Below are 23,351 nucleotides of genomic sequence, written 5' to 3'. Positions count from 1 at the left end.
AGGACATCGATGCAGCCGAGCCCCTACACACCAGGCCAGGTGGCACGCGAGGTGGTCGGCCGCGCAGAACAGCTCGCTGAGATCGGTGAGCGGCTGATGTACATGGCCGAGCTTGGCCGGCTGATCGGGCGTATCCGGGTCGACACCGGCCCCCGCGGGGTCGGAAAGACCTCACTATTGCGTGAGGTGCAGCGCGACGCGGAGGCCCGTGGCGTGGTGACGGTGTGGGTGACCGCGGGGGGAGACGAACCGCTCGCTGCGGCAATAGGGACTGCGATCCGCGCCCGGGTCACGGCGTGGAAGAAGAAGTCGCGTGGCCGTCTGCTGCGCGCCGTCGATCAGGTGAGTATCACCGCGGGCGTGCCGGGGGTGGCTCAAGTGGGTGCGACCGTCAAGCCGTCGCAGGGCACGCAAGCTGCCGTGTCAGAGGCATCGTTCAAGGATCTGATCATCGAGACCGCCACGGCGGCGCGCGACGAGGGACACCGTGGCCTGGTGCTGCTGATCGACGAGGTTCAGGACGCGGACCGGGCAGGGCTGCGTACCTTGGCCGTGACGTGGCAGGACCTGCAGGCCGAGGCCGACACCTTGCCCGCCGGGGTGTTCGCGGCCGGTCTGCCGCAAACGCCGGAGATCATCAGTGCCGCAGCCACATTCAGTGAGCGATTCGCCTATCGTACGTTGCGTCGCCTCGGTCCCGACGCCTCCCGGGTGGCACTCGTCAAGCCGGCGGGCGCGGTCGGGGTCGAGTGGTCCCAGGACGCGCTGGATGCCGTGATCGCGCAGACGAGCGGGTATCCGCACGCCCTGCAGCTCTACGCCGACGCCGCGTGGGCGCGTGCCGGGTATCCGGATCCCGGGGGCCGGATCAGGATGTCCGATGTCGAGCACGCCGCCCGTCAGGTCGCCGAGGAGATGGACGCGCTCTTTCGTGCGCGGTGGAACAACGCCACCCCGGTACAGCGGCAGTTCATGTCGGCGATGGCGCGATCGCTGACCGATGATCGGTGGGCGAGCCGGTCCGATATCGCCGCCGTCATGGGCCGGGATTCGCGGGCGATCAGCGCCGCCCGCGCCGGCCTCATCGATAAAGGCCTCATCGGTGTCGCGGGCCATGGGCTTCTGGAGTTCACCATTCCCGGATTTGCGGAATTTGTTCGCGCCCAAGAGGACTGACGCCACTCCGCCGACACGCCGTGTTCTGCGTTTCGCACCCGGGAAATGCGTCAGAAACCGTAGTCTCGGCGGCTGGTCAGTCGTTGTGCGGAGACTTCTCGCGGATCGCTCCGGAGCGTTCGCACTTCGGATCGATCTTGACCGGGTGGTGCGGACAGGGCTCGTCGTCCTGTGGTTTTGCGTAGCTGGGGAACGCTGCCACCAGGCATGACGCCAGGGATGCAGTCACCAGGAATTGCCAGGCGATTTGTCGCAGCATGGGCCGCACCTTCCTCTGGGATCTCTATGGAGACAACCCCATTGAAGTCGGTGGACGTGCTACTGGCTTCCGATAAGAAGCCAGCTTCTATCGAAAATCAGCCAAACGTTGGATACCGGGTGCTACCGGCTCTTACGCAGCGGGCCAGGCGTCCAGAGTCCGCTGTGCACGGCGGTTCCGAGCTGCAGCTGTGCCACGGTGGCGTTCCTGTAGTACGGCGTAAACCGTTGCAGCGCACCCCAGTCGCGGAACCAGTCGTTCTGCAGGTAGGTGGGCACCGGCGTCGCCTTCAACAGCAGCTCGGTGATGCCCAGCGGTCCGCCGCCGAGGTAATCCATCACCGGCGAGTTGGCCTCTGCGCCAAAGCGGTCGGGAAGAATGCGCCACTTCGGGATCTCGATGACCCCGTTCTTGTGATCGAACGGCCGCTGGCATGGGAAGGCAAGCCCCACAAGCCAGTCCAGGAACACCGGATCGGAGCCCACCACTTCCTGCAGCGTGCGCAGCGACGGAACCCGGGGCGGGGTGACCGCTATCCAGTGCTGCGGTGCCAGGTCGTCGTCGATGGCGAGGAGCCGGATCCGGGTGGCCTCCGTCGGGATGGCGTCGCGGGACATCCGCAGGTTTCGCCATGCCGGAGCCGGGCCGAGGTCGGCAAACGAGATGGCGCCCATGACCTTTCCATCTTCGCGGGCAAACTGCACCTGCAGCTCGACCGGATCGAAGCGGCCCGCCGCCGCGAGCACGATCAGCGGCTTGGTGGCGTCTTTGGGCGGCAGGCGGTACCACGCCGACTGCAGCCGGGCGGGACGCTGATTGCCGATCTGGTAGCTGCCCATGACGGGCGTGGTCTCGGGCTTGAGGTCGAAGGGCAGCCGGGCCAGCGATCCGTTGACGCCAGGGGCAACCGTGGTGCCCCCCTCGGTGCCTTCCTGGCTCCCGGCCGCGTTGCCGCTCTTGTCGCGCTCCACGAAGCTGTCGGAGCTCTGCGGGTTGTTCTCCTCGTCGGCGGACACATCCGACGGAATCCCGTTGGGATTGAATAAGATATTGGTATCGGCGGCCAGCGCCTGCCCGACCGGGGTATCGATGGGTTGCAGCATCCCGGCGTTCGGGCTCTCCTCGACCAGGACGTCGTTGGCCAGCCCGCAGCCGTGCCCGCGCAGCGCGTCCAGATTGGAACGTCCGACCGACCACGCGGGGTACTGGTTGACCATTCCGGCGGTCAGCGAGAACACCGACCAGATCACGACAAGCCAGGTGCCGACGGCCAGGGGAGATTCGGCCACGCGTGCCAGCACCGGATGCACCGGGGTGCGGCCGGGATGGTCGCGGCCGGTGAAGTGCATCCACGCCGCTATCAAAATCGCGAGCACGCACAGTCCGAAGAACACCGTGCTGATGCCGAAATGCCACTGTGGAAAGGAATTTGACCACGGCACGCCAAAGTTGGAGACGTACCACCAGCCATTCACGCTGGAGAACGAGAGTGAGAGGACGAACAGCACGATCGCGGCATACAGCGTGCGGTTGCGCGGCGAGCGCATGGCGGCCGCGGTCACCGCCACCGCGGCCAGCGCGCCCAGTGATCCGGCCAGGCCGGCGAACACCCCGAAGTGGTGGGTCCACTTGGTGGGGGTGAACATGATCGCGACGAACGAGATCAGGGTGATGCCGATGATCCGGCGGCTGGGGCCGCTCGCAGTGCCGGGAATCTTGTTCTTGCGCAAGGTCATGGCTACGGCCACGCCGAGTGCGGTGACCAGGGCCAGTACCGGGAAACGGCGGGAGATGGCGCCGTCTGTCGTGGGCAGGAACAACCGTTCGTACCGGACGTGCTCGTCGAACCAGTTCAACGACGGTCCGACAGCCGACTTGAGCGCGTTGGCCTGGATCTCTCCGATAAGGGTTTGATCCCGGAAGATGACGATCAGCGTGACCAGCCCGGCCGCCAGAATCGGTGCCAGGAGCGCGGCGTAGCCGAATCGCTTGGCGCGCTTGCTCACGATGGTGCGCAGTGGCCCGATCGCGACCAGCAGCGCACCGACGGAGGCGATACCCGTCGGTCCGGAGAACAAGGTCAGCGCGCCGATGATGCACGCGGCCGCCGCCGGAAGCAGCCTGTTGGTCGCGATGGACCGCTCGACCGAGCACCACGTCAACAGGATGCCCACCGCGATGATCGGTTCGGGACGCAGGCCGTTGTTGAACGGCAACCAGAAGGCCAGGAACATCGCGGCGGCCGTCCACGGCACCACCGGATTGGTGCGCGCGGCGTGGCCCAGCCGCGGGATCACCTCGCGGCTGATGACCGCCCAGCACAGTACACCCATGACGAGCGTGGGCAGCCGCATCCAGACGCTGGCGGTGCTGACGTGCGCCCAGATGGTCAGTAAGTCGTAGTACCAGCCGAATGGCGATTCGGGCGTGCCGAACCAGCGGTAGTAGTTGGCCATGTAGCCCGAGCGCTCCGCCACGCGAGCCATGGTGAGGATGTAGCCGTCATCAGAGGTGTTGGCGCCGACGAAATGCCACCACACCAACACCGTGCCGACCAGCGCGTCGAGCGGCCGTGGCTTCCACCAGCCCGCGGGCATGAAGCGCTTGTGCCTGCGTCCGTCGGCCGTGTCGAGAGTGTGCAGGGCGATCAGCGAGACACCGGTCAGCAGGACACCGAGGATCATCGCGATGAACTTGATGACGGTGGGCGAACTGCTGTAGCGGGTGTCGATGGTGGCCGAGAGGCTCAGACCCTCGGGGGCGGGTCCGGCCAGGTCGGTGAACACGCCGACGATCTGCGGCCGGAAGTCGTACCCGCCGCGCTCCCCGGCGCGCGGTTGGCCGGGCTTGGCGTCCTTGGGTCCCTGAGTGAGGCCGACGAACTTCCCGGTCACCTTGTCCGCATGCCCGGTGACTTCGAGCCGCTGGCAGTTGGGGCCGGTGACCTCGGAGAGTGGGGCAGAGACCACCGGTACGTTGCGCACGATCACCACGAGGTCGCCGCCGATGCGCTGGATCAGCATGCCGCGGTCCACCGCGTTGGGCGCCTGCTTGGGCACGGTGGACAGCAACACGCTGTTGTGGCCGTCGAGGCCCCTGGCTGCCGCACAGGGCACCGTGATGGTGAGGTCGGTGGGCACATATCCGATGAGGGGCGCCTCGACGCTCGCGAGGGTGCCGTTCTGGGGCCAGTTCAGGGTCGCGGTGTCCTGCTGGACAGGCAGCAGCGGAGTGGCGATGGCCAGCAGCGCACCCAGGAAGCCGGTGACGATCGCGATCAGCCGGGCCCTGCGGTAGTCGCTGTCACCGTTGCCGGCGACCTTCTCCGTCGCTTTGCCCTGAACCGTCACGGAGGAAGATGTTAGTTGGCGTGCGATGAGCGGCTTGCGCGAAGAGCGTTAAGTGCGCGGGGGAACCCGCACAACCAGGACGAAGGGTCCTATGGTCCGGACGGTGAAGCGCGGATCAGCGAACAGCTGCTTGTTCAGCGTGACGGTGTAGCGCTTCACATTCGGCTGGTTGGGATAGACATCCTTGGCGAGCCGCAGGGAGTAGTTGTCACCGGATTGGCGCATGAGAAGGACGGTCGGAGCCGGCCAGGGGAGCGCGTCGAGCGCCCGGATCATTTCGTCGGCGGTGTGCAAGTTTTCCCAGCTCTTGATCGCGGCCGCACGCTTGTCGAACTGCGCCAGGGGGTTCGCGTAGTGCGGGGTGAGTCCCTGGAAGCCGTAGTAGGGGTAGAACGCCAAGAAGCTGTAGTCGGCGGTGAGCACCACGGTCTCATCGCGCGGCTTACCGGTGATCTCGGTGATGGCCTTGTCGATGGCGCCGTAATGACTTTCCGGGCCGGGCGGCCGTCGATCGGCGCGCTGGCCGGTGCCGTCGGTGTCGGCGTATGCGATGACGATGTCGTTGCGGAGGACATTGGGGATGTCCTGGCTGAATGCCAGTGCGCCGGCCAGGCCGATAACGGTGGCCACGATTGTCGCGGCCTTGCTGCGCTGTGCCGCCCACGCGGCCACCTCGATGAAGGCGAAGACACCCGCGGCGACGAGCAACACGGTGAGGGTGGGGACGAGCCGGAACGAGAGCAGGGTGGTCTTGGCGAGCGTGGCGAGCATGGACAGCAGTGACCACAGATAGACGGAGACGACGCCGACAGCTAGCGCCCCGGCGCGTACCGAGCTCCGTGCCCGTGCCACCAGCCAGATAGTTCCGAGCAGGCACAGCCCGCCGAGCATGGTGGGCTGCAGCATCGGGAAGGCCAGTTCGGCACCCTCATTGGGCAGATAGTGCTGTGCCGACGCCGCCCGTTCCTGTGAACGGCTCAGTGCGGCAGCCAAGTACGGACCCCAGAAGACGAGCGCGAGGGCGACGGCGATGCCGGTGATGGTAAGCCAGCGGAGCAGGGGTTCCTTGACGGCGGGCCACCAGCCGTCACGCCGGATGCGGCTGATCGCCACCACCTTGGCGGCGACGGTGATCGCCAGTGCGCCATACGCGGTGAGCAGGGTGTAGAACAGTGCCGCGAACCCCAGGAACACACCCGTCCCGATGACGGCGCTCCAGCCGCTGCCGGCGGTCGCGCGTAATCCGCTGTAGCCGAGCACAAGTGCGGGTGCCAGCAGCACCGTGATGATGGCGCCGTAGGGCTCGGCGGCCGTGTAAGCCAGTGTGACGGCGGTGGTCGCGGTGGTCACGATGACCGCGTACTCAAAGCGGATCATCTTGTTCCACAAGACAAATGCTGCACATACCGCGATCGCCAGGGAGGCGATGGCCCATGGCTTGTACATCTCCCAGCCGGCGGTTCCGGTGAGCGCCGCGAGGCGCCCGCCGATCCAGAACCAGCCGGCCGGATAGAACGGCGGCATGTCCGGATAGGTCATATCGTGCAGCGCGGGCGAGTCGGTGAATCGCGTGACGTACTCGGTGCGGAACTGCTGGTCCACGGAGACCCCGAACAGGTACAGCTTGGTGGCGCCCAGGGGCATCCCCAGAGTCACCACGGTGAAGGTCGACAAGAACAGCAGTGACAGCATTTTCGCGCTGGCGCGGCGCCCCCTGCGCCACAGCACCCCGGCCAGTACCAACCCGGCGATGGCGCCGAACTGTCCGACCGTGGTCAGGGCGTGCAGCTGGTTGGACGATCCGAAGGCCGGCCACTCCACCCGCCCGATCGCGATGAGCGCGACGGCGCTGACAGCGGCGGCGGTGACCACGGCGAGCGTCAGGTCTTTGGCGGTGTCCAGCACATGCCGTCGCGCCGTCAAAGTCATCTGGGCTGTCATCTCGACGTGATTACACGGGCAACTTGCGGAAAATGGGGCGCGGAACATGGCGCAGTACCGACATGACAAAGCGCCATTGGCCGGGCGCCCAGATGAGTTCCTTGCCCGCGGCGGCCGACGCCACCACCAGGTCGGCGATCTCCTCCTTGTCGACCGTGAACGGAGCCTCCTTGGCGCCGGTGGCCTTCCAGTGTTCGATCGTCGTGGTGGTGCGGACTTGGCCCGGGCGTACCACCAGCACGTGGACACCGAACTCGCGCAATGCTTCTCCGAGGCCCAGGTAGAACCCGTCGAGGCCGGCCTTGGTCGATCCGTAGACAAAGTTCGAGCGGCGGACGCGCTCGCCGGCAACCGAGGACATCGCGATGACCTGGCCGAAACCCTGTGCCTTCATCTTCTGGCCGATCAGCACGCCGACGGAGACGGCAGCGGTGTAGTTGACCTGTGCGCTCAGCACTGCCTTGGCCTGGTTCTGCCAGAGCTCTTCGGCGTCCCCGAGGACACCGAAGGCGACGATAGCGACATCCACATCACCTTGTGCCCAAGCGGATTCGATGAGTGCGGGGTGACTCTTGGTGTCGACGGCATCGAAATCCAGGTACTCGACGGACTTGGCCCCGGCTGACTTGATCTGCTCGATGGCCGCCTCACGCTTGGGTGCGTTGGGCAGGTCGGCCAGGATGACGCGTGCCTTGGCGTTCTTGAGATAGCGCTCGACGATGGCCAGGCCGATCTCCGAGGTGCCGCCGAGCAGCAGAATGGTCTGGGGGTTACCCGTTGCGTCAATCATTGTGTTGCTGAAGCCTTTCTAGAGCAGCTCGAGTCGGCGGGCCATATCGGAGGCGAACACGCCATGCGGATCGGCCTTGCGGCGGGTGGCGATCCACTCGTCGACCCGCGGATACATCCTGTGGAACTTCTCAGCGCTCACCCGCGAATCCTTGGCGGTGTAGACCCGTCCGCCGAACTCCATGGCGCGGTTGTCGAGCTCGTTGAGGAACTCGTTGACGCCGGGCTTGTTGGGGAAGTCCATGGCGACGTTCCAGCCCTTCATCGGAAAGCTCAGCGGTGCTTTGTTCCCAGGGCCGAATAGCTTGAAGACGTTCAGCGCCGAGTAGTGGCCCTGGGTCTGGATCCAGCGGATGATGCCCTTGAACTCGTCGAGCGCATCGGGCGGCACCAGGAATTGATGCTGCGCGAAACCGGCTGGGCCGTAGGCATATTGCCAGCCGGTCGTGATGTCGAGCATGTGATAGAACTGCGTCAGATTGACGATCTTGCCCTGGTAGTTACCGCTCATCCGGTAGAACGCCTCGCCGATCGCCATGAGCGACGGCTTGATCATGAAGTTGACCGGGAAGAGGTCGGGGAAGCCGGGGAGCTGCGGTGCGGTGAATTTGAGGGGGTCCTTGGCCAGCTTCGCGGGCAATTGGTCCAGTCTCGCGAGGCTTCCGCGGCTGACGGCCGCACGGCCCAGCTTGGGCGGCGGATTGATCAGATCGAACCAGGCGCTCGAATACGTGTACTTGTCCTCGCTGCCGTCCTGGTGCACCGCGATGGTCTCGTCCAGGTCCCGGGTGGCGACGCCGTCGGCGATGAAATAGGCAGTCTCCGTGCGTGTCATGGCGATACGGGCGCGAACGACGATGCCCGTCAACCCGTTTCCGCCGACGGTGGCCCAGAACAGCTCGTTGTCCGATCCGTCGGGCGTGATGGTGCGCACTTCGCCGTCTGCCATCAGCAGGTCCAGGGACAGCACGTGGTTGCCGAAGCTGCCGGCGCTGTGATGGTTCTTGCCGTGGATGTCCGAGCCGATGGCACCGCCCACGGTGACCTGGCGGGTGCCCGGCAGCACCGGCACCCACAGCCCGAACGGGAGCGCGGCCTTCATCAGCTGATCCAGGCTCACGCCCGCGTCGACGTCGGCGATGGCGGTCTCGGCACTGATCGAGTGCACCTTGTTCAGCGGTGTCATGTCGACGACGATTCCGCCGCCGTTGCACGCGTGATCACCATAGGAGCGGCCCAGGCCGCGTGCCACGATCCCGCGGCGCAGATAGTCAGGGCCGCTGGGGCTCGCGTCGGCGACTCGGCGCACGGCCTCGGCAATGACGTCGACATCGGGGGTGGAGAGCACCTGCGCCACGGTGGGTGCGGTGCGGCCGAACCCGGTGAGGGTGCGAGGAGTGAGCGGTAGCTCGGACTTCGGAGTTGTCATCGGTATTTGAGCGTAGCGGCTCAGCGTATCCGGAAGATCACAGCGCGCTGGACGATGAAATTGATGACTGTCGCGGTCCCCTGAGCGATGACAAAGGCCACGGGAACCCGCCATGGTTTGTCCTCGAACTGCATGTAGAACACATAGTTGATGCCGACCTGGACGGCGTAGGTCAGACCGTAGAGAGCCATCACCGCGATGAACCGGCCCCGGCTGGGTTCGGCCTGGAAGGTCCAGCGCCTATTGATCAGGTACGCGGTTGTGGTTCCCGCCACAAAACTGATGGATTTGGCGACGTTGACCTGGAGCCCGAGGTGCAGCAGCAGCACATACAACCCGAAGTCGACGATGGCTGAGAGCCCGCCGGTGATGACGAATCGGGCCGCTTGTGTGGTCAGCGACAGCGGCGCCTGCTCGGCTGGGGCATCTGACACGGGCCAGAGCCTATGTCAGGTGGCGTCCGGCAGCGCCAATCACGGGACCCCGCGCACGACTTTCCGCGCGCAGGTAGGGTCGCGAAGGATTGCTGGAACATCGACGCGTGAGGGGCAACCATGACGACTCCAGAGCACGGAAGGCACGAACGGGCCGAGGGCGAAGGCATTGATCCGCTGATCGACCTGTCGCGCGATCCCAACCCTGGAGTCGCCGACCACGCCAAAGAGGACGAGTAACCGCTCACACTCGTTGCGGGACGAACGCCTCGATCTCCTTCACCATGAGCTCGGGCTGGTCCTCGCTGACAAAGGTGTAGCTGTCGGGGACCTCGACGAGTTTCGCGTTGGGCAGTAGCTGCACCCACCGTTGCGCATGTGCGAACGGGAAGAACGGCAGCTTGCGTGGCCAGAGCAGCAGCACCGGCTTGTCGAAGGTGCGCAGTGTCTCGGCGGCGGCCAGGGTGTCGCGGTGGTCGATCCGGCTGAGGAACGCGCGCACGTCGCGGCGCACGCCCTTCTGCTGCAGCAAGGGACGAACCCACTCGCCGAGCACGTCCTCAGGGATGGAGTGCTTGGCAAGGGTGTTACCGAGAGCGCGTTGCGCGATCTTGAGCTTGAATGGACGCAGGACGAAATCGGTGCCGGGGACGCGCGCCCAGTACTGAAAGATGCGAATCGACTTCGGCAGGAAGTTGTCGAACGAGTCGCAAGGGGTCAACACCACGCGTCCGATCCGCGGGCTGCCCCCGACGAGCAGCAGTTGGGTGATGGCCCCGCCGGTGTCGGTCGCGACCACCGTGACGTCATCGAGGTCCAGGCTCTCAATGAGTTCGCGGATCAGCCCGGCCACACTCTGAGGGCTGATGTCCGCGCTCGGATTCATCGGGGTCTTGTGCGCACCGAGGGGAAGGTCCGGTGCGATGCAGCGGAACCGCTGACTCAATGGCTCGATGACCTTGCGCCACATGGTGCCGGTGACGAACAGCCCGTGCACGAAGACGATCGGAGGGCCGTCCCCGGTATCGCGGTAGTGGAGAGGGCCGGCAGAAGACTCGAAGGTAGGCATGCCTTGACCATGGCGCTGGCCTGCTGCCATGACGAGGCACGGCACTGCCAGACGGTGCCATCCGGGCCGCTCTAGAGACCCGCGGACGCCAGCACGCCGCACAGCGCTTCTACGGCGGGCGCGAATCCGTGATCGGCCGGCGTGCCAAAGCTGACCACGACCCCGTCCGGATCGGGGATATGCGGACCGGCCTGGGGGTGCCGCAGCCGCGACAGCCCGGCCAGGGCCACGCCCGCCTGACCGGCTCGATACAGCACGTCGGGCTCCGCGCCGTCGGGCAGCGTCAGCAGCAGGTGCAAGCCGGCGGACAGTCCCCGGACTCCGACGTTGTAGTCCGAGAGCCGCTCGACAAGCAGGTCGCGTCGGCGTCGGTACCGACTACGCATTCGCCGGATGTGCCGGTCGTAATGGCCGTTGACAATGAAATCCGCCATGGTCAGCTGAGAGATCGCGTCGACGTACCACTGCCCGCCGCCGGCAGCCGCCACGACGGCGTCCACCAGGTCCGGCGGCAGCACCATCCATCCCAGGCGTAGTACGGGGGCCAGGCTCTTGCTCGCCGAGCCGAGATACACCACGTGATCGGGATCGAGGCTTTGGAGCGCGCCGACGGGCTGGCGGTCGTATCGGAACTCGCCGTCGTAGTCGTCTTCCAGGACGTAAGAGTCGGTGCGGCGTGCCCAGTCCACCACCGCGGTGCGCCGTGCCGGGTGCAGCGGCAGCCCGTGCGGAAAGTGGTGTGCGGGGGTGATCATGGCGGCGCGCACGTCGATGGAGTCGAGATCGCTGACCACGGCGCCTTCTTCATCGAATCCGATCGGGGTGCTGGAGCCTCCCGTCGCTTCGATGCAGTCGCGAAAGATGAACAGCCCGTAGGCTTCCAGGGCGATCGGCTGGGTCAGCCCATACATTCGGGTCAGGATCTCCACGGCATGACGGGTGCCCGCGCAGATGACGACCGAATCGGGCGAGGTTCGCACGCCCCGCACCCGGCTCACGTATTCGGCGACGGCAGAGCGCAATTCGGGACGTCCACGCGGATCACCAGACCGCAGGGCCTCATGCGGGGCGTTGCTCAGTGCGCGGCGAACGGAAGCGACCCAGTCTGCGCGCGGGAAGGCGGTGACGTCTCCGGAGCCGGGCATGAGGTTGTGCGGTGGGGGAGAGCCTGCTCCGCGTGACCGCGGCGGCAGCTGATTCTGGCCACGATTGACCACTCGGGTTCCTGAGCCCTGCCGCGATTCGAGCCATCCCTCGGCAACGAGCTCCGCGTAGGCCTCGGCGACGGTGTTCCGCGCCAGCCCCAGGTCGATGGCCAGGGTGCGGGAGGGCGGCAGCATCGCCCCTACGGTCAGCCGTCCGGACCGGACTGCCTCGCGGAGCGCGGAGATGAGAAGGTCGCGTACGCCGCGGGCGCCGGGGGTGATGGCGTGGCGCACGTCGAGATGCAGGTCGTGGCTCAGGGGCCGCTGCTCGGCCGGTCTCGAATTGGCCCACGAACTCACCCATAAATTGAACCATGAGAATGGGTCTTTGTACTTCTACTGTTGAGGGCATGACAAGCACCCTGAATGCCCCAAGAATCCGCATGGAGAAGGTTTCGCCCGAGGTGTACGAGGCCATGATGGCGCTGAGCATCGCCTCGGCCAAGGATGTCGAGCCGGGCCTCGCCGAGCTGATCAAGATCCGCGCATCTCAGCTCAATCACTGTGCGTTCTGTCTCGATATGCACACCCACGACGCACGCAAGCAGGGTGAGACCGAGCAGCGCATCTACCTGCTGAATGCCTGGGCCGAGGCCGGCGATATCTACACCGAACGAGAGAAAGCAGCGCTGGCGCTGACCGAGGAGGCGACCGTTCTTTCCGCTGGTGAGCACGTATCTGACGCCACCTATGCCCGGGCGGCGGCGATCTTCACCGAACGCGAGCTCGGCCAGATCATCGGGATGATCCTGACGATCAACGCCTGGAATCGCATCGCTGTCACTACCCGCAACGCACCTCCGAAGCGTGGCTAGATTTGCCACATTCTTTGCCGTCGGCGTGACAGAAGCGTGATCATTTCGTAATCTGACCGGGTGATCTCGGCGAGATGGCGTGCGAAAGACGGTGAGAAGAGGCCCGCGATGCCGCTCTCGCGCGTCGCGGGCCTCGCGCTGTCACTCGTTGCCGGTGCCGCCGCGATGGGGGTCGTGAGCGAAGTCGAGAAGCCGGATGTTCAGCTCTCGATCAAGCCCGAACAGCGTGCGATCGTGCTCATCGCCGACCTGCCGCGTGCCCAGCGGGACCGGCGGTACGTCTCCGCCGAGGCGCTGGCCCTGGAGGCCAGAGCCAAGGCCATCAAGCCGTGTTCGACCGTGTTGGCAGGCGCACAGCCGGCGGTGGCGCAGGCGGGGAACTTCTTGAAGACGATGTTCGGTATCGGTGACATCGGCGGTGCCAGCGGGCGCGGAGGCGGCGGCGATCACGGTCGCGGTCTGGCTCTGGATTTCATGACGAGTTCCAACACGACCGGCAGCGCGCTTGCGAGCTTTGTGCTCGCCAACCGTGACCGGCTGGGCGTGACGTACGTGATCTGGCAGCAGCGGTACAACGACGGCAACGGCTGGTCGATGATGGAGAACCGCGGCAGCCCGACCGCCAACCATATGGATCATGTACACGTGTCGTTCCGGGCCGGAGCCAAGCCGCCCGCGGTCAGCTGCTGATCCCGGCGGGCGGACGATCCACGGCGCCCGCGCTCAGGCGCGGATATGTTGAATTCCATGGGTTTCCTGGTGTCTCGACGTTCTCTGCGTGGTCTGCGACAGATTGGCGATGGCCTCGGCACGCTCGACCGAGAAGTGTTCGAAGCGATCGCGGAGTCGCCGAGCCCGCTGCTGGACGCCGTCATGCCGCGGCTCACTCGTGCGGCCGACCATTCCAAGCTCTGGATCGGTATTGGTGCCGGGCTGGCGATGTTCGGCAAGCCGGCCGTGCAGCGCGGTGCCACACGCGGGCTGCTGTCACTGGCGGTGACGAGTGCCGTCACCAACCAGGTGGCCAAGCGGTTGCGGCGGCGCGCCCGCCCCAACCACCTCTCGGTGCCGCTGATGCGGCGCAGCAGGCGTATCCCCACGTCGTCGTCACTGCCCTCGGGCCATTCGGCGAGTGCGGCGGCCTTCGCGGTGGGCGTTGGCCTCGAGAGCCCGCCGGTGGGCTTTGGGCTCTCGCTCCTTGCCGGGTTGGTGGGTCTGTCGCGCGTGGCCACCGGTGTCCACTATCCCGGTGATGTATTCGCGGGTTTTGGGATCGGAGCCGGAATAGCGGTGTTGGGTGCGCGGGTGGTGCCGCCGATCGTGCCGACGACAGTGCGCACGGCGGATCCGCTGCAGGTGGATACCGTCGCACGGCCCGAGGGCGAGGGGGTGGTGTTGGTGGTCAACCCGGCTTCGGGCGACGGAACCGGGCAGCGGATCCTGGACCAGGTGCGGAAGGCCTTGCCGCGCGCCGAGATTGTCGAACTCGACAAAGACGATGATGTGATTGCCGTGATGCGTGGAGCGGCGGGCCGCGCCGAAGTGCTCGCGGTGGGCGGCGGTGACGGCACGGTGGCCTGTGCCGCGGGTGTCGCGGCCCAGACCGATACGCCGCTGGCAGTCTTCCCCGGTGGCACGTTCAACCACTTCGCCAAGGACATCGGCTGTGACAGTGTGGCCAAGACGGTCGACGCCATCCGTCGGGGTTCGGTCAGCCGAGTCGATCTGGTCTATCTGAACGAGAAACAGGTGGTGATCAATACCGCCAGCATCGGTTCGTACCCCAAGTTCGTGCAGGTCCGGGAGAAGCTCGAACGCCGGATCGGCAAGCCGCTGGCGGCCGTGTACGCGATGCTGCACATGCTGCGGCGCGATCACCCGGTGCGTATTCGATTCGACAACAAGACCATTCAGACATCGCTGTTCTTCCTGGGTAACTCGGTCTATCTGCCCTCGGGTTTCGCCCCATCGCTACGGAGCCGTCTGGACGACGGCCTCATCGATGTACGCATCCTGGAAACCGGCCGCAAATTCAGCGGCGTGCGGATCCTGACGGCGCTGGCGCTTGGGCGGCTGCAGCGCAGCCCGCTCTACCACGAGCTACAGGTACCCGAGTTCTCCTTTACCGCGGTGGACGGCCCCACGGTGCTTGCACGTGACGGTGAGGCCGGCGACAAACTCGCGGAGGCCAGTTTCACAGTGCATTACCGGGCACTGGCGGTCTTTCGTCCGCTGCCCTGACCGGCCACGGCGGCAGGATCAACAGGCAGGCAACGAAGTACGCGTAGCCCAACGCCCACCCAGCCAGCACGTCCGAGGGGTTGTGGACGTTGAGCAGAACTCTGCTGACGCCGATCATCAGAATCAATACACCGCCGAGCACCGCGAGCCAGGGGCGCAGCGCGGCAACCGCTTTCGGCAGGAACACCGTGAGCAATGCCAGCACACCGACCATGACGCCCAGGGCATGTCCAGACGGGAACGAGGATCCGTACGCATCGACCAACCTGGTCGCCGGGCGCGGGCGGCCCGCGAGCAGTTTCGCCAACTCGGTCACCAGCGCGCTGAGCTCCACGGTAATCAGCAGGAACACCGCCTCGCGCCGCTGGTGCCGCACCAGCAGCACGACGATGACGACGGCCACCGCGATGCGGAACGCACCCGGACCCAAGGCGGTGGCGAACACATCCCAGGCGGTGACCCAGCCGGTGTGAGCGATTCCGTAGTCACGCGCGGGAGCCAGTGCCGCGCCGTCCAGCCGAGGCAGCCAATCCCACTGCTGGGCATAGCTGATCCAGAGCAGTGCGAAGACGATGAAGGCAGCGCCGGCGGAGACCAGCAGCCATCGGTGTTCGCGGGCGCTTATTTCTGGCATGACTAGACCCAGTACGGGACCCGGGCGCGGTACTGGCGCATCACCAGGATCGCGACGGTCCAACCGACGACGGTGATGGCGATCGCGATGATCCAGTGGTGCAACTGCTGATCGAGTCCGAGCAGCGGATCGCGGATGATGGCCAGGAAATGCACGAATGGGTTGAGCTGCACCACCGTGGCCAGCTTGCCGACCTTCTCGTTGAGCATGTTCTCGTTCCAGATGATCGGCGTCATGAAGAACAGCAACTGCACCAGGCTGCCCAGCAGCGGGGAGATGTCCCGATAGCGGGTAGCCAAGATGCCGAAAACCAGTGAGACCCATACGCAATTCAGCGCGATCAATACCAGTGCGGGGATGAAGCTCAGATCGGTGATATGCCAGTGCGGCGGATACACGGCCACGACGACGAAAAAGATGATGATGTTGTGGGCGAACAACAGCAGCTGTCGCCACACCAGCCGATAGACGTGCACGCTGAGCGGTGTCGGCAGCTGTTTGATCAGTCCCTCGTTCGCGACGAAGACGTCCGCCCCCTCCAGGATCGCGGCGTTGAACAGGTTCCAGACGATCAAACCGATGGTCACGTAGGGCAAGTGCTCGGCGAGTGGGATCTTGAACAGCTGCGAGTACAAGATGCCCATCGCCAGGGCCGTCGAGCCGGTGGCGATGGTGATCCAGAACGGTCCCAGCACCGAGCGGCGGTAGCGCTGCTTGATGTCCTGCCAGCCCAGCTGTAACCAGAGCTGCCGGTGCTCGAAGCCTTCGGACAGATCACGCCACGCGCGTTTGAAAGTCCGGGAGTCCGACGATAGCTCCACCAGTTGGTCCGTCATTTCTCAGTCTCCTGTACCGAAGGAGTTGGGTTACCCGGTCTGTCGAACTGCTCGCGTCTGCCTAAGCGCCGCAAAGCAATCCAGTCGCGTAGGCCGGGCAAGTCGCGTCGGGTTATCAGGAAGTACCAGCCGAAGCGCACCCATTCCTGGGGGAGCAACTTGCGCATGCCTGGCTGGGACATCAGGTAGCCACGGTTGCGGTAGGTGAAGTACCGCTTAGTGGCATCGTCCGGGTACTGGGTGTGCATGCGCCCGCCCAGAATCGGTTTGAACTCGGCTGCACCGTTGGGGTGCAGATACGTGGCATCCAAACAGGTCCCGAACGGCAGGCCCGAACGCACGAGCCGCCGATGTACGTCCACCTCGTCGCCGCGCACGAACAGTCGTAGGTCAGGAACGCCCACGGCCTCCAGGGTTTCGGCACGGAAGAGCGCGCCATTGAACAGCGAGGCGATGCCGGGCAGCAGATCTTGACCGGCTTCGGTGCGCAGCTCCTCGACCCGTCGCCGCCACACGAGCCCGCGTCGCAGTGGAAACGCCAGCCGGCCGGGATCGTCGATATCGCACACCATCGGCGACACCTCGGCGAGGCGATGCTTGCGGGCGCAGGCCAACAGCGTCTCCAGCACATCGGTGCCACCGGGGCGGCCGTCGTCGTCAGCCAGCCATACCCAGTCGGCGCCGAGAGTGAGGGCGTGGAGTATGCCGAGCGCGAATCCTCCTGCACCCCCGAGGTTTCGGCGAGAGCCCAGGTATGTGGCGGCAATGGGTTGACCATCGACCAGAGCTTTGACCGCAGGGTCGTTGTCGTTGTCCACCACCACGACATGGTCCGGCGTGACGGTCTGTGCCGTGACGATCTTCAGCGACTCGGCCAGCTCCGCGGCCCGCCGATAGGTGACGACGACGGCAACAACACCGCTGGTCGTGTCATTCATGGCGGTCTTCGGCGAGGATCTGGGCGACGTGATCGCCCGCCTCGTTGCCTTCATAGGCGCGGACCACGTCCTCGATACCGCCGCTCATCTTGATCGTGCCGTGGTCGATCCACATCGCCGTGTTGCACAGACGGGCCAGGAACTCGTTGGAATGGCTGGCGAACACGAGCATGCCGGAGCGTTCCACCAACTGCTGCAACCGAACTCGCGCCTTCTTCATGAACTCGGCATCGACCGCACCGATGCCCTCGTCGAGCAGCAGGATCTCCGGGTCGATGCTGGTGACGACGCCCATGGCCAGACGCACGCGCATGCCGGTGGAGTACGTGCGCAGCGGCATGGAGAGGTACTCGCCCAGCTCGGTGAAATCGGCAATCTCGTCGACCTTGTCCTGCATCTGCTGACGGGTCTGCCCCAGGAACATGCCGCGGATGATGATGTTCTCGTATCCGGAGATCTCCGGATCCATGCCCACACCCAGGTCGAACACCGGCGCGACCCTGCCCTGGATGGACGAGCTGCCCCGGGTGGGTTCGTAGATTCCCGAAAGCAGCCGCAGCAGAGTCGATTTGCCCGCACCGTTGTGGCCGACAAGCCCGATCCGGTCGCCCTCCTTGAGGGACAGCGTGATGTCCCGCAGGGCCTCGATGACCACCACGTTCGACTCGTTGCGGCCAATCGCGCCGCCCGCCTTGCCGAGGAACGCCTTCTTCAGAGAGCGTGACTTGGCGTCGAAAATCGGGAACTCCACCCACGCTTCGTGGGTCTGGATACTGACCACGGTTACAGATACTGACCGGTGCCGCTGCCGCCGCCCTGCGCGGGTACGGAAAGCCCCGGCGGCAGAACACCTTGACCACCTTGACGCATCTGCTGAAGCTGCGCGCGTGCCGCCATCTGCTGAGCGAAGAGCGCAGTCTGGATGCCGTGGAACAAGCCCTCCAGCCAGCCGACCAACTGTGCCTGCGCGATACGCAGCTCGGCATCGGACGGAATGGTGTCCTCGACGAAGGGCAGGGTCAGACGCTCCAGCTCTTCGCGGAGCTCGGGTGCCAGCCCTTCTTCCAGCTCCCGGATGGAGGCGGCATGGATTTCGCGCAGCCGGGATCGACTGGGTTCGTCGAGGGGAGCCGCGCGCACCTCCTCGAGGAGTTGCTTGATCATCGTGCCGATGCGCATCACCTTGGCGGGCTGCTCGACGAGATCCGTGATGGACGGGTCGTCGTCCGCGCCGTCGGCACCCTTGTCGGAATCGTCGGCGCCCAGGATGATCACCTGGTCGTCGTCATCGTCCTGACCGGGATGGGTCATCTGTCACCTTCCGCCTGTGTTTTCTGGTCGCCGACCCATTCGTAGATCTGGGCGGCGCCGCTGTCGTACAGCTTTCTCCATGATCGGGATCTGTCCAACGACCTTAGTCCGTCGGGAACCTTGAACCCCTGGACCACGGGAGTACTGGTCATGACATAGCGAATGTTCAGCGCGTGCACGGCCTCGGTCACGCGCCGGTCGGTATCGGCATCGTCGGCGTAGGCCCAGAAGATGTACCGGTGATAGCCCGGGCCTTGCTGCTGAGGGAAGTCGTAGTGCGTCCACAGCGGATGCAGCCCCGCCACCGCGTACATCCAGCCCGAGCCGTCCACGTTTCCATCGCCGATAGTGGTGTCCTTGGCGCCGGGCAGGGTCGCCAGGTACGCGAAGGCGTCGAGCTTCTTGGGGCCCACCATCACCTGGTCGTATTTGGCGCCGACGAGGTACTTGTGCGGCAGGAAGTAGTGCCGTGCGGAGAAACTGCAGATTCCGGCCAGCACGATCGCCGTGGCGACCAGCGACCACTTTCGCGTGCGCTCCCCGCGCACCCTCGTCAGCACGCCGTAGGCCAGCGTGAACAGACCGATCCCGGCGGCCGGGGCCAGCAGCAGGCACACGATGGCCGATAACCGGCGCGGGTCGCTGTAGAACGCATCGGAGAACAGGGCCACCGCATGGCCGATGAAACCGCCAAAGGGCCTGGAGGAGTGGACAATCGCAACGATGAGCAGCAGCCAGACAGCGATCGGCCAGTACACCCGCTTCACGATCAGCACAACCGCGCCGAGAAGGGCGAGCCAGAGCAGTGCGGACTGCACGGGGTAGTCGGCAAGGTGCCGGGTGTGCTGTGTGAGGGCGTCCAGCAGCGCGCGCTTCTTGCCCCACGGTGTGGCGAACTGGTGCCCGGCGATGATCTCGGACAGCTGCAGCAGCGTGCGCAGTTGCGGGTAGAGCAGCACCAGCGAAGCGAGGCCGGCGATGGCCAACGGAACGAAGCCACTTCCCAAGCGGGGCTTTACTTTTTGTTCCTTGCGCCGGCGCCGGGATAACGGTGCGAGGAGCCACCAGGCTCCCACGAAGACCACCGCCACAATGGCGCCGGAGGTGTGTACCGAGGCGATCCCCACGAACGCCAGGACGGCCGCAGGTATGCGGCTGCGGTCGGCGACCACGCTCGTGATGGCGATCACGGCGGGGCCCACCAGAGCGAAGGACACCAGGTTCGGGACGGCCGCGACGTAGAACTCCACATAGGGCAGCGCCGTGAACGACGCCGCGAGTGCGGCGGCGGTGGCCGCGGAACCGGCCTGGAAGGTGCGGCTGGTACGCCCGCGCAACATCTGCCAGGTCAGCGCCGCCGCGCTGAGCGGGAAGAGCAGCGACCCGGCCACCGCGTACAGCGTGTAGCTGGTGGTGGGAGCGGCACCGGTCAGTTGGCAGAGCACCGCGGCCAGCCCGTGGAAGGCCGATGGGTAGTACAGGGTGGCATGCGTCTCGACGTTGCGGAGGTCACCCATCCGGGTCGATGATGCTTGCCCGGTGTCGAGGATGTAGCGGATGGTGTTTCCGTGCCACATCGAGTCCCAGGTGCTCGGGATCGATTGCCAGTTGGTCAGCCCGCGCAGGAACGCATAGAAGATGAGCGCGGTCCCGATCGCGATGCCGAACGCGACCGCGATAAGCGCCACACGATTTTCTGACGGGAATTGTTCGGCGTGCTCTTTCGGCCGCAGTCGGCGCCAGATCAGCCGCGCGATGACGATCGCGCCGAGTAGCGCAAACCCGGCGGAAACTGAGTTCCACGGTATGCCGATTGAGCCGAAGGTGACGATGCACAGCCCAACTAGCCCATAGGTCAATGCAGGTGCGGTGAGGGCGGCCGAATGCGTTGGTAGCCCGAAGGCTCGGCCAATCAGCCAGCCTGGGATGAACAGCAACAGCAGTGCCGTAGCCACCCCGAAAGCGAACGACATTGCTCTAGTATGACTACACGAGACGGCGCCGTGGACCGTCGTCCGTCGGGGCGTGGTGCAACGACGGGTTCAGCGCCGTGACCTGTAGTGAGCATCTAAGGTGTCTGGCATGGCTTATGACGTCGCCCGGGTGCGTGGTTTGCACCCGTCTCTCGGCGACGGGTGGGTACATTTCGATACCCAAGCCGGGATGCTCATCCCCGATGCGGTTGCTACGACTGTATCCACAGCGTTCCGCGGATCCTTTTCCGACACGCGGGGGCCGCACCCCAGCGCCCGGCGCAGTGCCGCCGTTCTGGAGGCCGCCCGGCACGCGGCGGCCGACCTGGTGGGGGCCGACGCGCGCGGGGTGGTGCTGGGCAGCGACCGCGCCGTCCTGCTCAACTCTCTGGCGGAGGGGTCCTCGTCCAAGGCGGGGCTCGGCTATGAGCTGGTGGTGTCCCGGCTCGACGAAGAGGCCAATGTGCAGCCGTGGCTGCGTTCGGCCAACCGGTACGGAGCCAAGGTCAAATGGGCCGAGGTCGACATCGAGTCCGGTGATCTGCCGTCCTGGCAATGGGAGTCGTTGATTACCAAGCCGACCCGGCTGGTGGCGGTGACGGCTGCTTCGTCGACCCTGGGCACGGTGCCGGATCTGCAACAGGCCACCAAGCTGGCGCACGCGGTCGGTGGTCTCGTGGTGATGGACTGTTCGAGCCTGGTGCCCTATCGCGCCTTCGATATCGAGGATCTGGACGCCGATGTTGTCGCCTTCAACGCGACGGCATGGGGTGGACCGCCGGTGGGCGCGTTGGTCTTCCGGGATCCTGCCCTTTTGGATTCGATCAGTTCGATTTCGCTCAACCCATTGGCGAGTGGGCCCGCTCGCCTGGAGCTCGGCGGGCATCAGTTCGCGATGTTGGCCGGCCTTGTCGCAAGCGTGGAGTACCTGGCCGGTTTGGACGAGTCCGCCTCGGGTACCCGGCGTGAGCGGCTGCTGACGTCGCTGAACTCCGCGGGTGCGTATCTGGATTGGTTGTTCAGGTATCTGGTGAGCGCGCTGCGCACGCTGCCGCGCGTCATGGTCATCGGTGCTCCCGAGGACCGGATTCCCGCGCTCAGTTTCACCGTGATCGGGATTCCGGCTGACCGGGTGGTGCAGCGCCTGGCGGACAACGGGGTGTGCGCGATCGCCAACACCAGTTCGCGGGTGCTCGACGCCATCGGCGTGAACGAGATCGGCGGCGCGATAACGGTTGGCTTGGGGCACTATTCGACGGCTGCTGAGGTTGACCAGCTGGTGCGTGCGGTCGCCTCGCTGGGCTGATCGCTGTGGCCTTGCCTCGACGGCTCAGAGTGTGAGCAGCACCTTCCCCACGACCTCCCCGCGCTCCAGAAGGCGATGCGCCTCGGCGGCCTGACTTATCGGGATCTCGGCACCCACGACCGGCCGGACTTTCCCCGCCTCCACGAGTGGCCACAGGTTCTGTGTGACGGACTCGACGATGGCGGCCTTGCCGGACGGCCCGTCCAGCGGGCGTCCGCGCAGGGTGGTGGCGGTGACAGAGCCGCGTTTGGTGATCAGCTTGGCGATGTTCAACTCGGCCACCGCTCCGCCTTGCATACCGATGATGATGAGGTGTCCGTCGTTGCCGAGAGCATCGACGTTCCGGTCCAGGTACTTCGCTCCCATGATGTCGAGAATGAGGTCGACGCCGGCGCCGTCGGTGAAGTTGTGAACTGCCTGTACGAAATCCGTGTCCCGGTAGTTGATGGTCAGGTCAGCACCTAGATCGCCGCAGGCATCGAGTTTGTCAGGTGTGCCGGCAGTCACGGCAACCCGCACACCGAGTGCCTTAGCCACTTGAATGGCGTGGGTGCCTATACCGCTGGAGCCGCCATGAATTAGAAGGGATTGTCCGGCAGTCATTCTCGCCGTCATTACCAGGTTCGACCACACGGTGCACGCGACTTCGGGTAGTGCGGCCGCGACGTCAAGATCCACATTCGACGGAATGGGCAGTAACTGGCCGGCGGGTACGACCACTTTCTCGGCGTACCCACCGCCGGATAGCAGCGCACAGACATGTTGTCCCACAGTCCATTCTGTGACATTCGCGCCAACCTGGCCAATGGTTCCGGAGCATTCGAGGCCGAGTATGTGGCTCGCGCCGGGCGGCATCGGGTACAGGCCCTGTCGTTGTAGCAGATCGGCCCGGTTAACTGCGGCCGCGGTCACATCGATCAGTATTTCGCCTGGTCCTGGAGTTGGGTCGGCAACTTCGGTCCAGCACAGCGCTTCTGGCCCGCCTGGCTGGTCAACGGTGATAGCGTGCATGACATCCAGACTATGCCGAGCTATGGGTGGTCACCGGGTTATCAGACGCTGCGTATGGAGGCGCGGTCGGGGCCGTAGCTTGGTCGGCGGAAGGGGGGATTGTGTATGAGTACACGTTCGGAGAGTGAAGTCCCAGGACTTGACCTCGCCGAATTTCGTTCGTGGCAAAACTTTTGGGTGGCAACTAATCGGTTGTACTTCTTGTTGAACCGGAAAATGGTTGCATCGCACGGTATTTCGTTGACCGACTTCCAGGTGCTGCAACAGTTGTTGCGATCAGCTAACGGTAGCTGCCGGATGGGGGATATCGCTACCAGCCTGCTGGCCTCGCGCAGCCGGATCACGCATCAAGTGCGCCGTCTGGAGGACCAGGGTCTGGTAAAGCGCGGGTCGATGCCGCAGGACCGCAGGGCGGTGCTGGCGGCGCTCACCGAGCAGGGCCGCACCCTCGGCGAGGCGGCGATGTCCACCTACGCCGAATGTGTGCGTGAGCACTATCTGGCTCGGCTGACCCGGGCGCAGCAGGCCGCCATCGCGGAGAGCTTCCGGCGGGTGGGTGAGGGCGCCGAGGACGCACTTAGGGACGCCGACGGTCGCGGTGGCGAGTGATCCCTAGAGCGGAGCCGCTAGGCTT

At 65.4% G+C, this 23,351-nt stretch carries 21 protein-coding genes; 6 read left to right on the top strand and 15 right to left on the bottom strand.

Annotated elements, in window-relative coordinates; all coding sequences use genetic code 11:
* Nucleotides 1-9 precede the first annotated feature (9 nt).
* On the top strand, nucleotides 10-1,176 hold the full coding sequence (locus B4400_RS12300) for an ATP-binding protein (protein WP_078311328.1): 1,167 nt from the start codon (nucleotides 10-12) through the stop codon (nucleotides 1,174-1,176).
* A gap of 76 nt (nucleotides 1,177-1,252) precedes the next feature.
* On the opposite strand, the gene B4400_RS12295 is transcribed toward B4400_RS12300, so the two are convergent.
* The 8 genes from B4400_RS12295 to pdxR all read right to left on the bottom strand — a co-directional run bounded on the left by B4400_RS12295 (nucleotide 1,253) and on the right by pdxR (nucleotide 11,952).
* Nucleotides 1,253-1,435, bottom strand: coding sequence for a hypothetical protein (locus tag B4400_RS12295; RefSeq protein WP_078311327.1), 183 nt, complete (start codon nucleotides 1,433-1,435; stop codon nucleotides 1,253-1,255).
* Nucleotides 1,436-1,557: 122 nt separating this feature from the next.
* Complete coding sequence (locus B4400_RS12290) at nucleotides 1,558-4,785, bottom strand: arabinosyltransferase domain-containing protein (protein WP_078311326.1); 3,228 nt, start codon at nucleotides 4,783-4,785, stop codon at nucleotides 1,558-1,560.
* Between the two features lie 48 nt (nucleotides 4,786-4,833).
* Nucleotides 4,834-6,726, bottom strand: a complete 1,893-nt coding sequence (locus tag B4400_RS12285) for a galactan 5-O-arabinofuranosyltransferase (protein WP_078311325.1) — start codon at nucleotides 6,724-6,726, stop codon at nucleotides 4,834-4,836.
* A gap of 10 nt (nucleotides 6,727-6,736) precedes the next feature.
* Nucleotides 6,737-7,516 carry a decaprenylphospho-beta-D-erythro-pentofuranosid-2-ulose 2-reductase gene (gene dprE2 / locus B4400_RS12280; protein ID WP_078311324.1) on the bottom strand — a complete coding sequence of 260 codons (780 nt, stop codon included), beginning with the start codon at nucleotides 7,514-7,516 and terminating at the stop codon, nucleotides 6,737-6,739.
* A gap of 18 nt (nucleotides 7,517-7,534) precedes the next feature.
* Entirely contained in the window at nucleotides 7,535-8,944 is a 1,410-nt protein-coding gene (gene dprE1 / locus B4400_RS12275) for a decaprenylphosphoryl-beta-D-ribose oxidase (protein WP_078311323.1), read from the bottom strand.
* 20 nt (nucleotides 8,945-8,964) lie between these two features.
* Nucleotides 8,965-9,378: a GtrA family protein gene (locus tag B4400_RS12270; protein ID WP_078311322.1), complete on the bottom strand. Its 414-nt coding sequence runs from the start codon at nucleotides 9,376-9,378 to the stop codon at nucleotides 8,965-8,967.
* 244 nt (nucleotides 9,379-9,622) lie between these two features.
* Nucleotides 9,623-10,477 (bottom strand): alpha/beta fold hydrolase, encoded by an 855-nt coding sequence (locus B4400_RS12265; protein WP_078311321.1) that lies wholly within the window; start codon nucleotides 10,475-10,477, stop codon nucleotides 9,623-9,625.
* A 41-nt stretch (nucleotides 10,478-10,518) separates the two neighbouring features.
* A complete protein-coding gene (gene pdxR / locus B4400_RS12260; protein WP_078311320.1) occupies nucleotides 10,519-11,952 on the bottom strand; it encodes a MocR-like pyridoxine biosynthesis transcription factor PdxR in 1,434 nt (477 codons plus the stop codon).
* 50 nt (nucleotides 11,953-12,002) lie between these two features.
* On the opposite strand from pdxR, the gene B4400_RS12255 reads away from it, so the two are divergent.
* From B4400_RS12255 to B4400_RS12245, 3 genes are all read left to right on the top strand, one after another.
* Complete coding sequence (locus B4400_RS12255; protein WP_078290713.1) at nucleotides 12,003-12,467, top strand: carboxymuconolactone decarboxylase family protein; 465 nt, start codon at nucleotides 12,003-12,005, stop codon at nucleotides 12,465-12,467.
* A 108-nt stretch (nucleotides 12,468-12,575) separates the two neighbouring features.
* Nucleotides 12,576-13,157 (top strand): VldE C-terminal domain-containing protein, encoded by a 582-nt coding sequence (locus tag B4400_RS12250; protein ID WP_078311319.1) that lies wholly within the window; start codon nucleotides 12,576-12,578, stop codon nucleotides 13,155-13,157.
* 57 nt (nucleotides 13,158-13,214) lie between these two features.
* On the top strand, nucleotides 13,215-14,708 hold the full coding sequence (locus B4400_RS12245) for a bifunctional phosphatase PAP2/diacylglycerol kinase family protein (RefSeq protein WP_078311318.1): 1,494 nt from the start codon (nucleotides 13,215-13,217) through the stop codon (nucleotides 14,706-14,708).
* Here B4400_RS12245 and B4400_RS12240 read toward each other — a convergent pair.
* From B4400_RS12240 to B4400_RS12215, 6 genes are read right to left on the bottom strand one after another with little or no spacing between them, the layout of a single operon-like run.
* Nucleotides 14,662-15,342, bottom strand: coding sequence for a phosphatase PAP2 family protein (locus tag B4400_RS12240; RefSeq protein ID WP_078311317.1), 681 nt, complete (start codon nucleotides 15,340-15,342; stop codon nucleotides 14,662-14,664). The genes B4400_RS12245 and B4400_RS12240 overlap by 47 nt on opposite strands.
* A gap of 2 nt (nucleotides 15,343-15,344) precedes the next feature.
* A complete protein-coding gene (gene wzm, locus B4400_RS12235) occupies nucleotides 15,345-16,178 on the bottom strand; it encodes a galactan export ABC transporter permease subunit Wzm/RfbD (RefSeq protein ID WP_078311316.1) in 834 nt (277 codons plus the stop codon).
* Nucleotides 16,175-17,116, bottom strand: coding sequence for a galactofuranosyltransferase GlfT1 (glfT1, locus tag B4400_RS12230; protein WP_078311315.1), 942 nt, complete (start codon nucleotides 17,114-17,116; stop codon nucleotides 16,175-16,177). The genes wzm and glfT1 overlap by 4 nt, the downstream gene beginning before the upstream one ends.
* On the bottom strand, nucleotides 17,109-17,897 hold the full coding sequence (gene wzt, locus B4400_RS12225) for a galactan export ABC transporter ATP-binding subunit Wzt/RfbE (RefSeq protein WP_139361377.1): 789 nt from the start codon (nucleotides 17,895-17,897) through the stop codon (nucleotides 17,109-17,111). Before wzt ends, glfT1 begins: the two co-directional genes overlap by 8 nt.
* A 2-nt stretch (nucleotides 17,898-17,899) precedes the next feature.
* Complete coding sequence (locus B4400_RS12220; protein WP_078311314.1) at nucleotides 17,900-18,427, bottom strand: bacterial proteasome activator family protein; 528 nt, start codon at nucleotides 18,425-18,427, stop codon at nucleotides 17,900-17,902.
* Nucleotides 18,424-20,400, bottom strand: a complete 1,977-nt coding sequence (locus tag B4400_RS12215) for a DUF6541 family protein (RefSeq protein ID WP_078311313.1) — start codon at nucleotides 20,398-20,400, stop codon at nucleotides 18,424-18,426. The genes B4400_RS12220 and B4400_RS12215 overlap by 4 nt, the downstream gene beginning before the upstream one ends.
* Nucleotides 20,401-20,509: 109 nt before the next feature.
* Between B4400_RS12215 and B4400_RS12210 the strand changes: the two genes are divergently transcribed.
* Entirely contained in the window at nucleotides 20,510-21,706 is a 1,197-nt protein-coding gene (locus B4400_RS12210; protein WP_078311312.1) for a cysteine desulfurase-like protein, read from the top strand.
* Between the two features lie 24 nt (nucleotides 21,707-21,730).
* On the opposite strand, the gene B4400_RS12205 is transcribed toward B4400_RS12210, so the two are convergent.
* Nucleotides 21,731-22,717 carry an NAD(P)H-quinone oxidoreductase gene (locus B4400_RS12205; RefSeq protein WP_078311311.1) on the bottom strand — a complete coding sequence of 329 codons (987 nt, stop codon included), beginning with the start codon at nucleotides 22,715-22,717 and terminating at the stop codon, nucleotides 21,731-21,733.
* Nucleotides 22,718-22,957: 240 nt separating this feature from the next.
* Here B4400_RS12205 and B4400_RS12200 point away from each other — a divergent pair, with 240 nt between their 5' ends.
* Nucleotides 22,958-23,326, top strand: a complete 369-nt coding sequence (locus B4400_RS12200) for a MarR family winged helix-turn-helix transcriptional regulator (protein ID WP_502688394.1) — start codon at nucleotides 22,958-22,960, stop codon at nucleotides 23,324-23,326.
* Nucleotides 23,327-23,351 lie beyond the last annotated feature (25 nt).

The sequence above is a fragment of the Mycobacterium sp. D16Q13 genome, from assembly GCF_002013375.1.
Classification (GTDB): Bacteria; Actinomycetota; Actinomycetes; order Mycobacteriales; family Mycobacteriaceae; genus Mycobacterium.
This window is presented reverse-complemented; position numbering and strand designations above follow the sequence as displayed.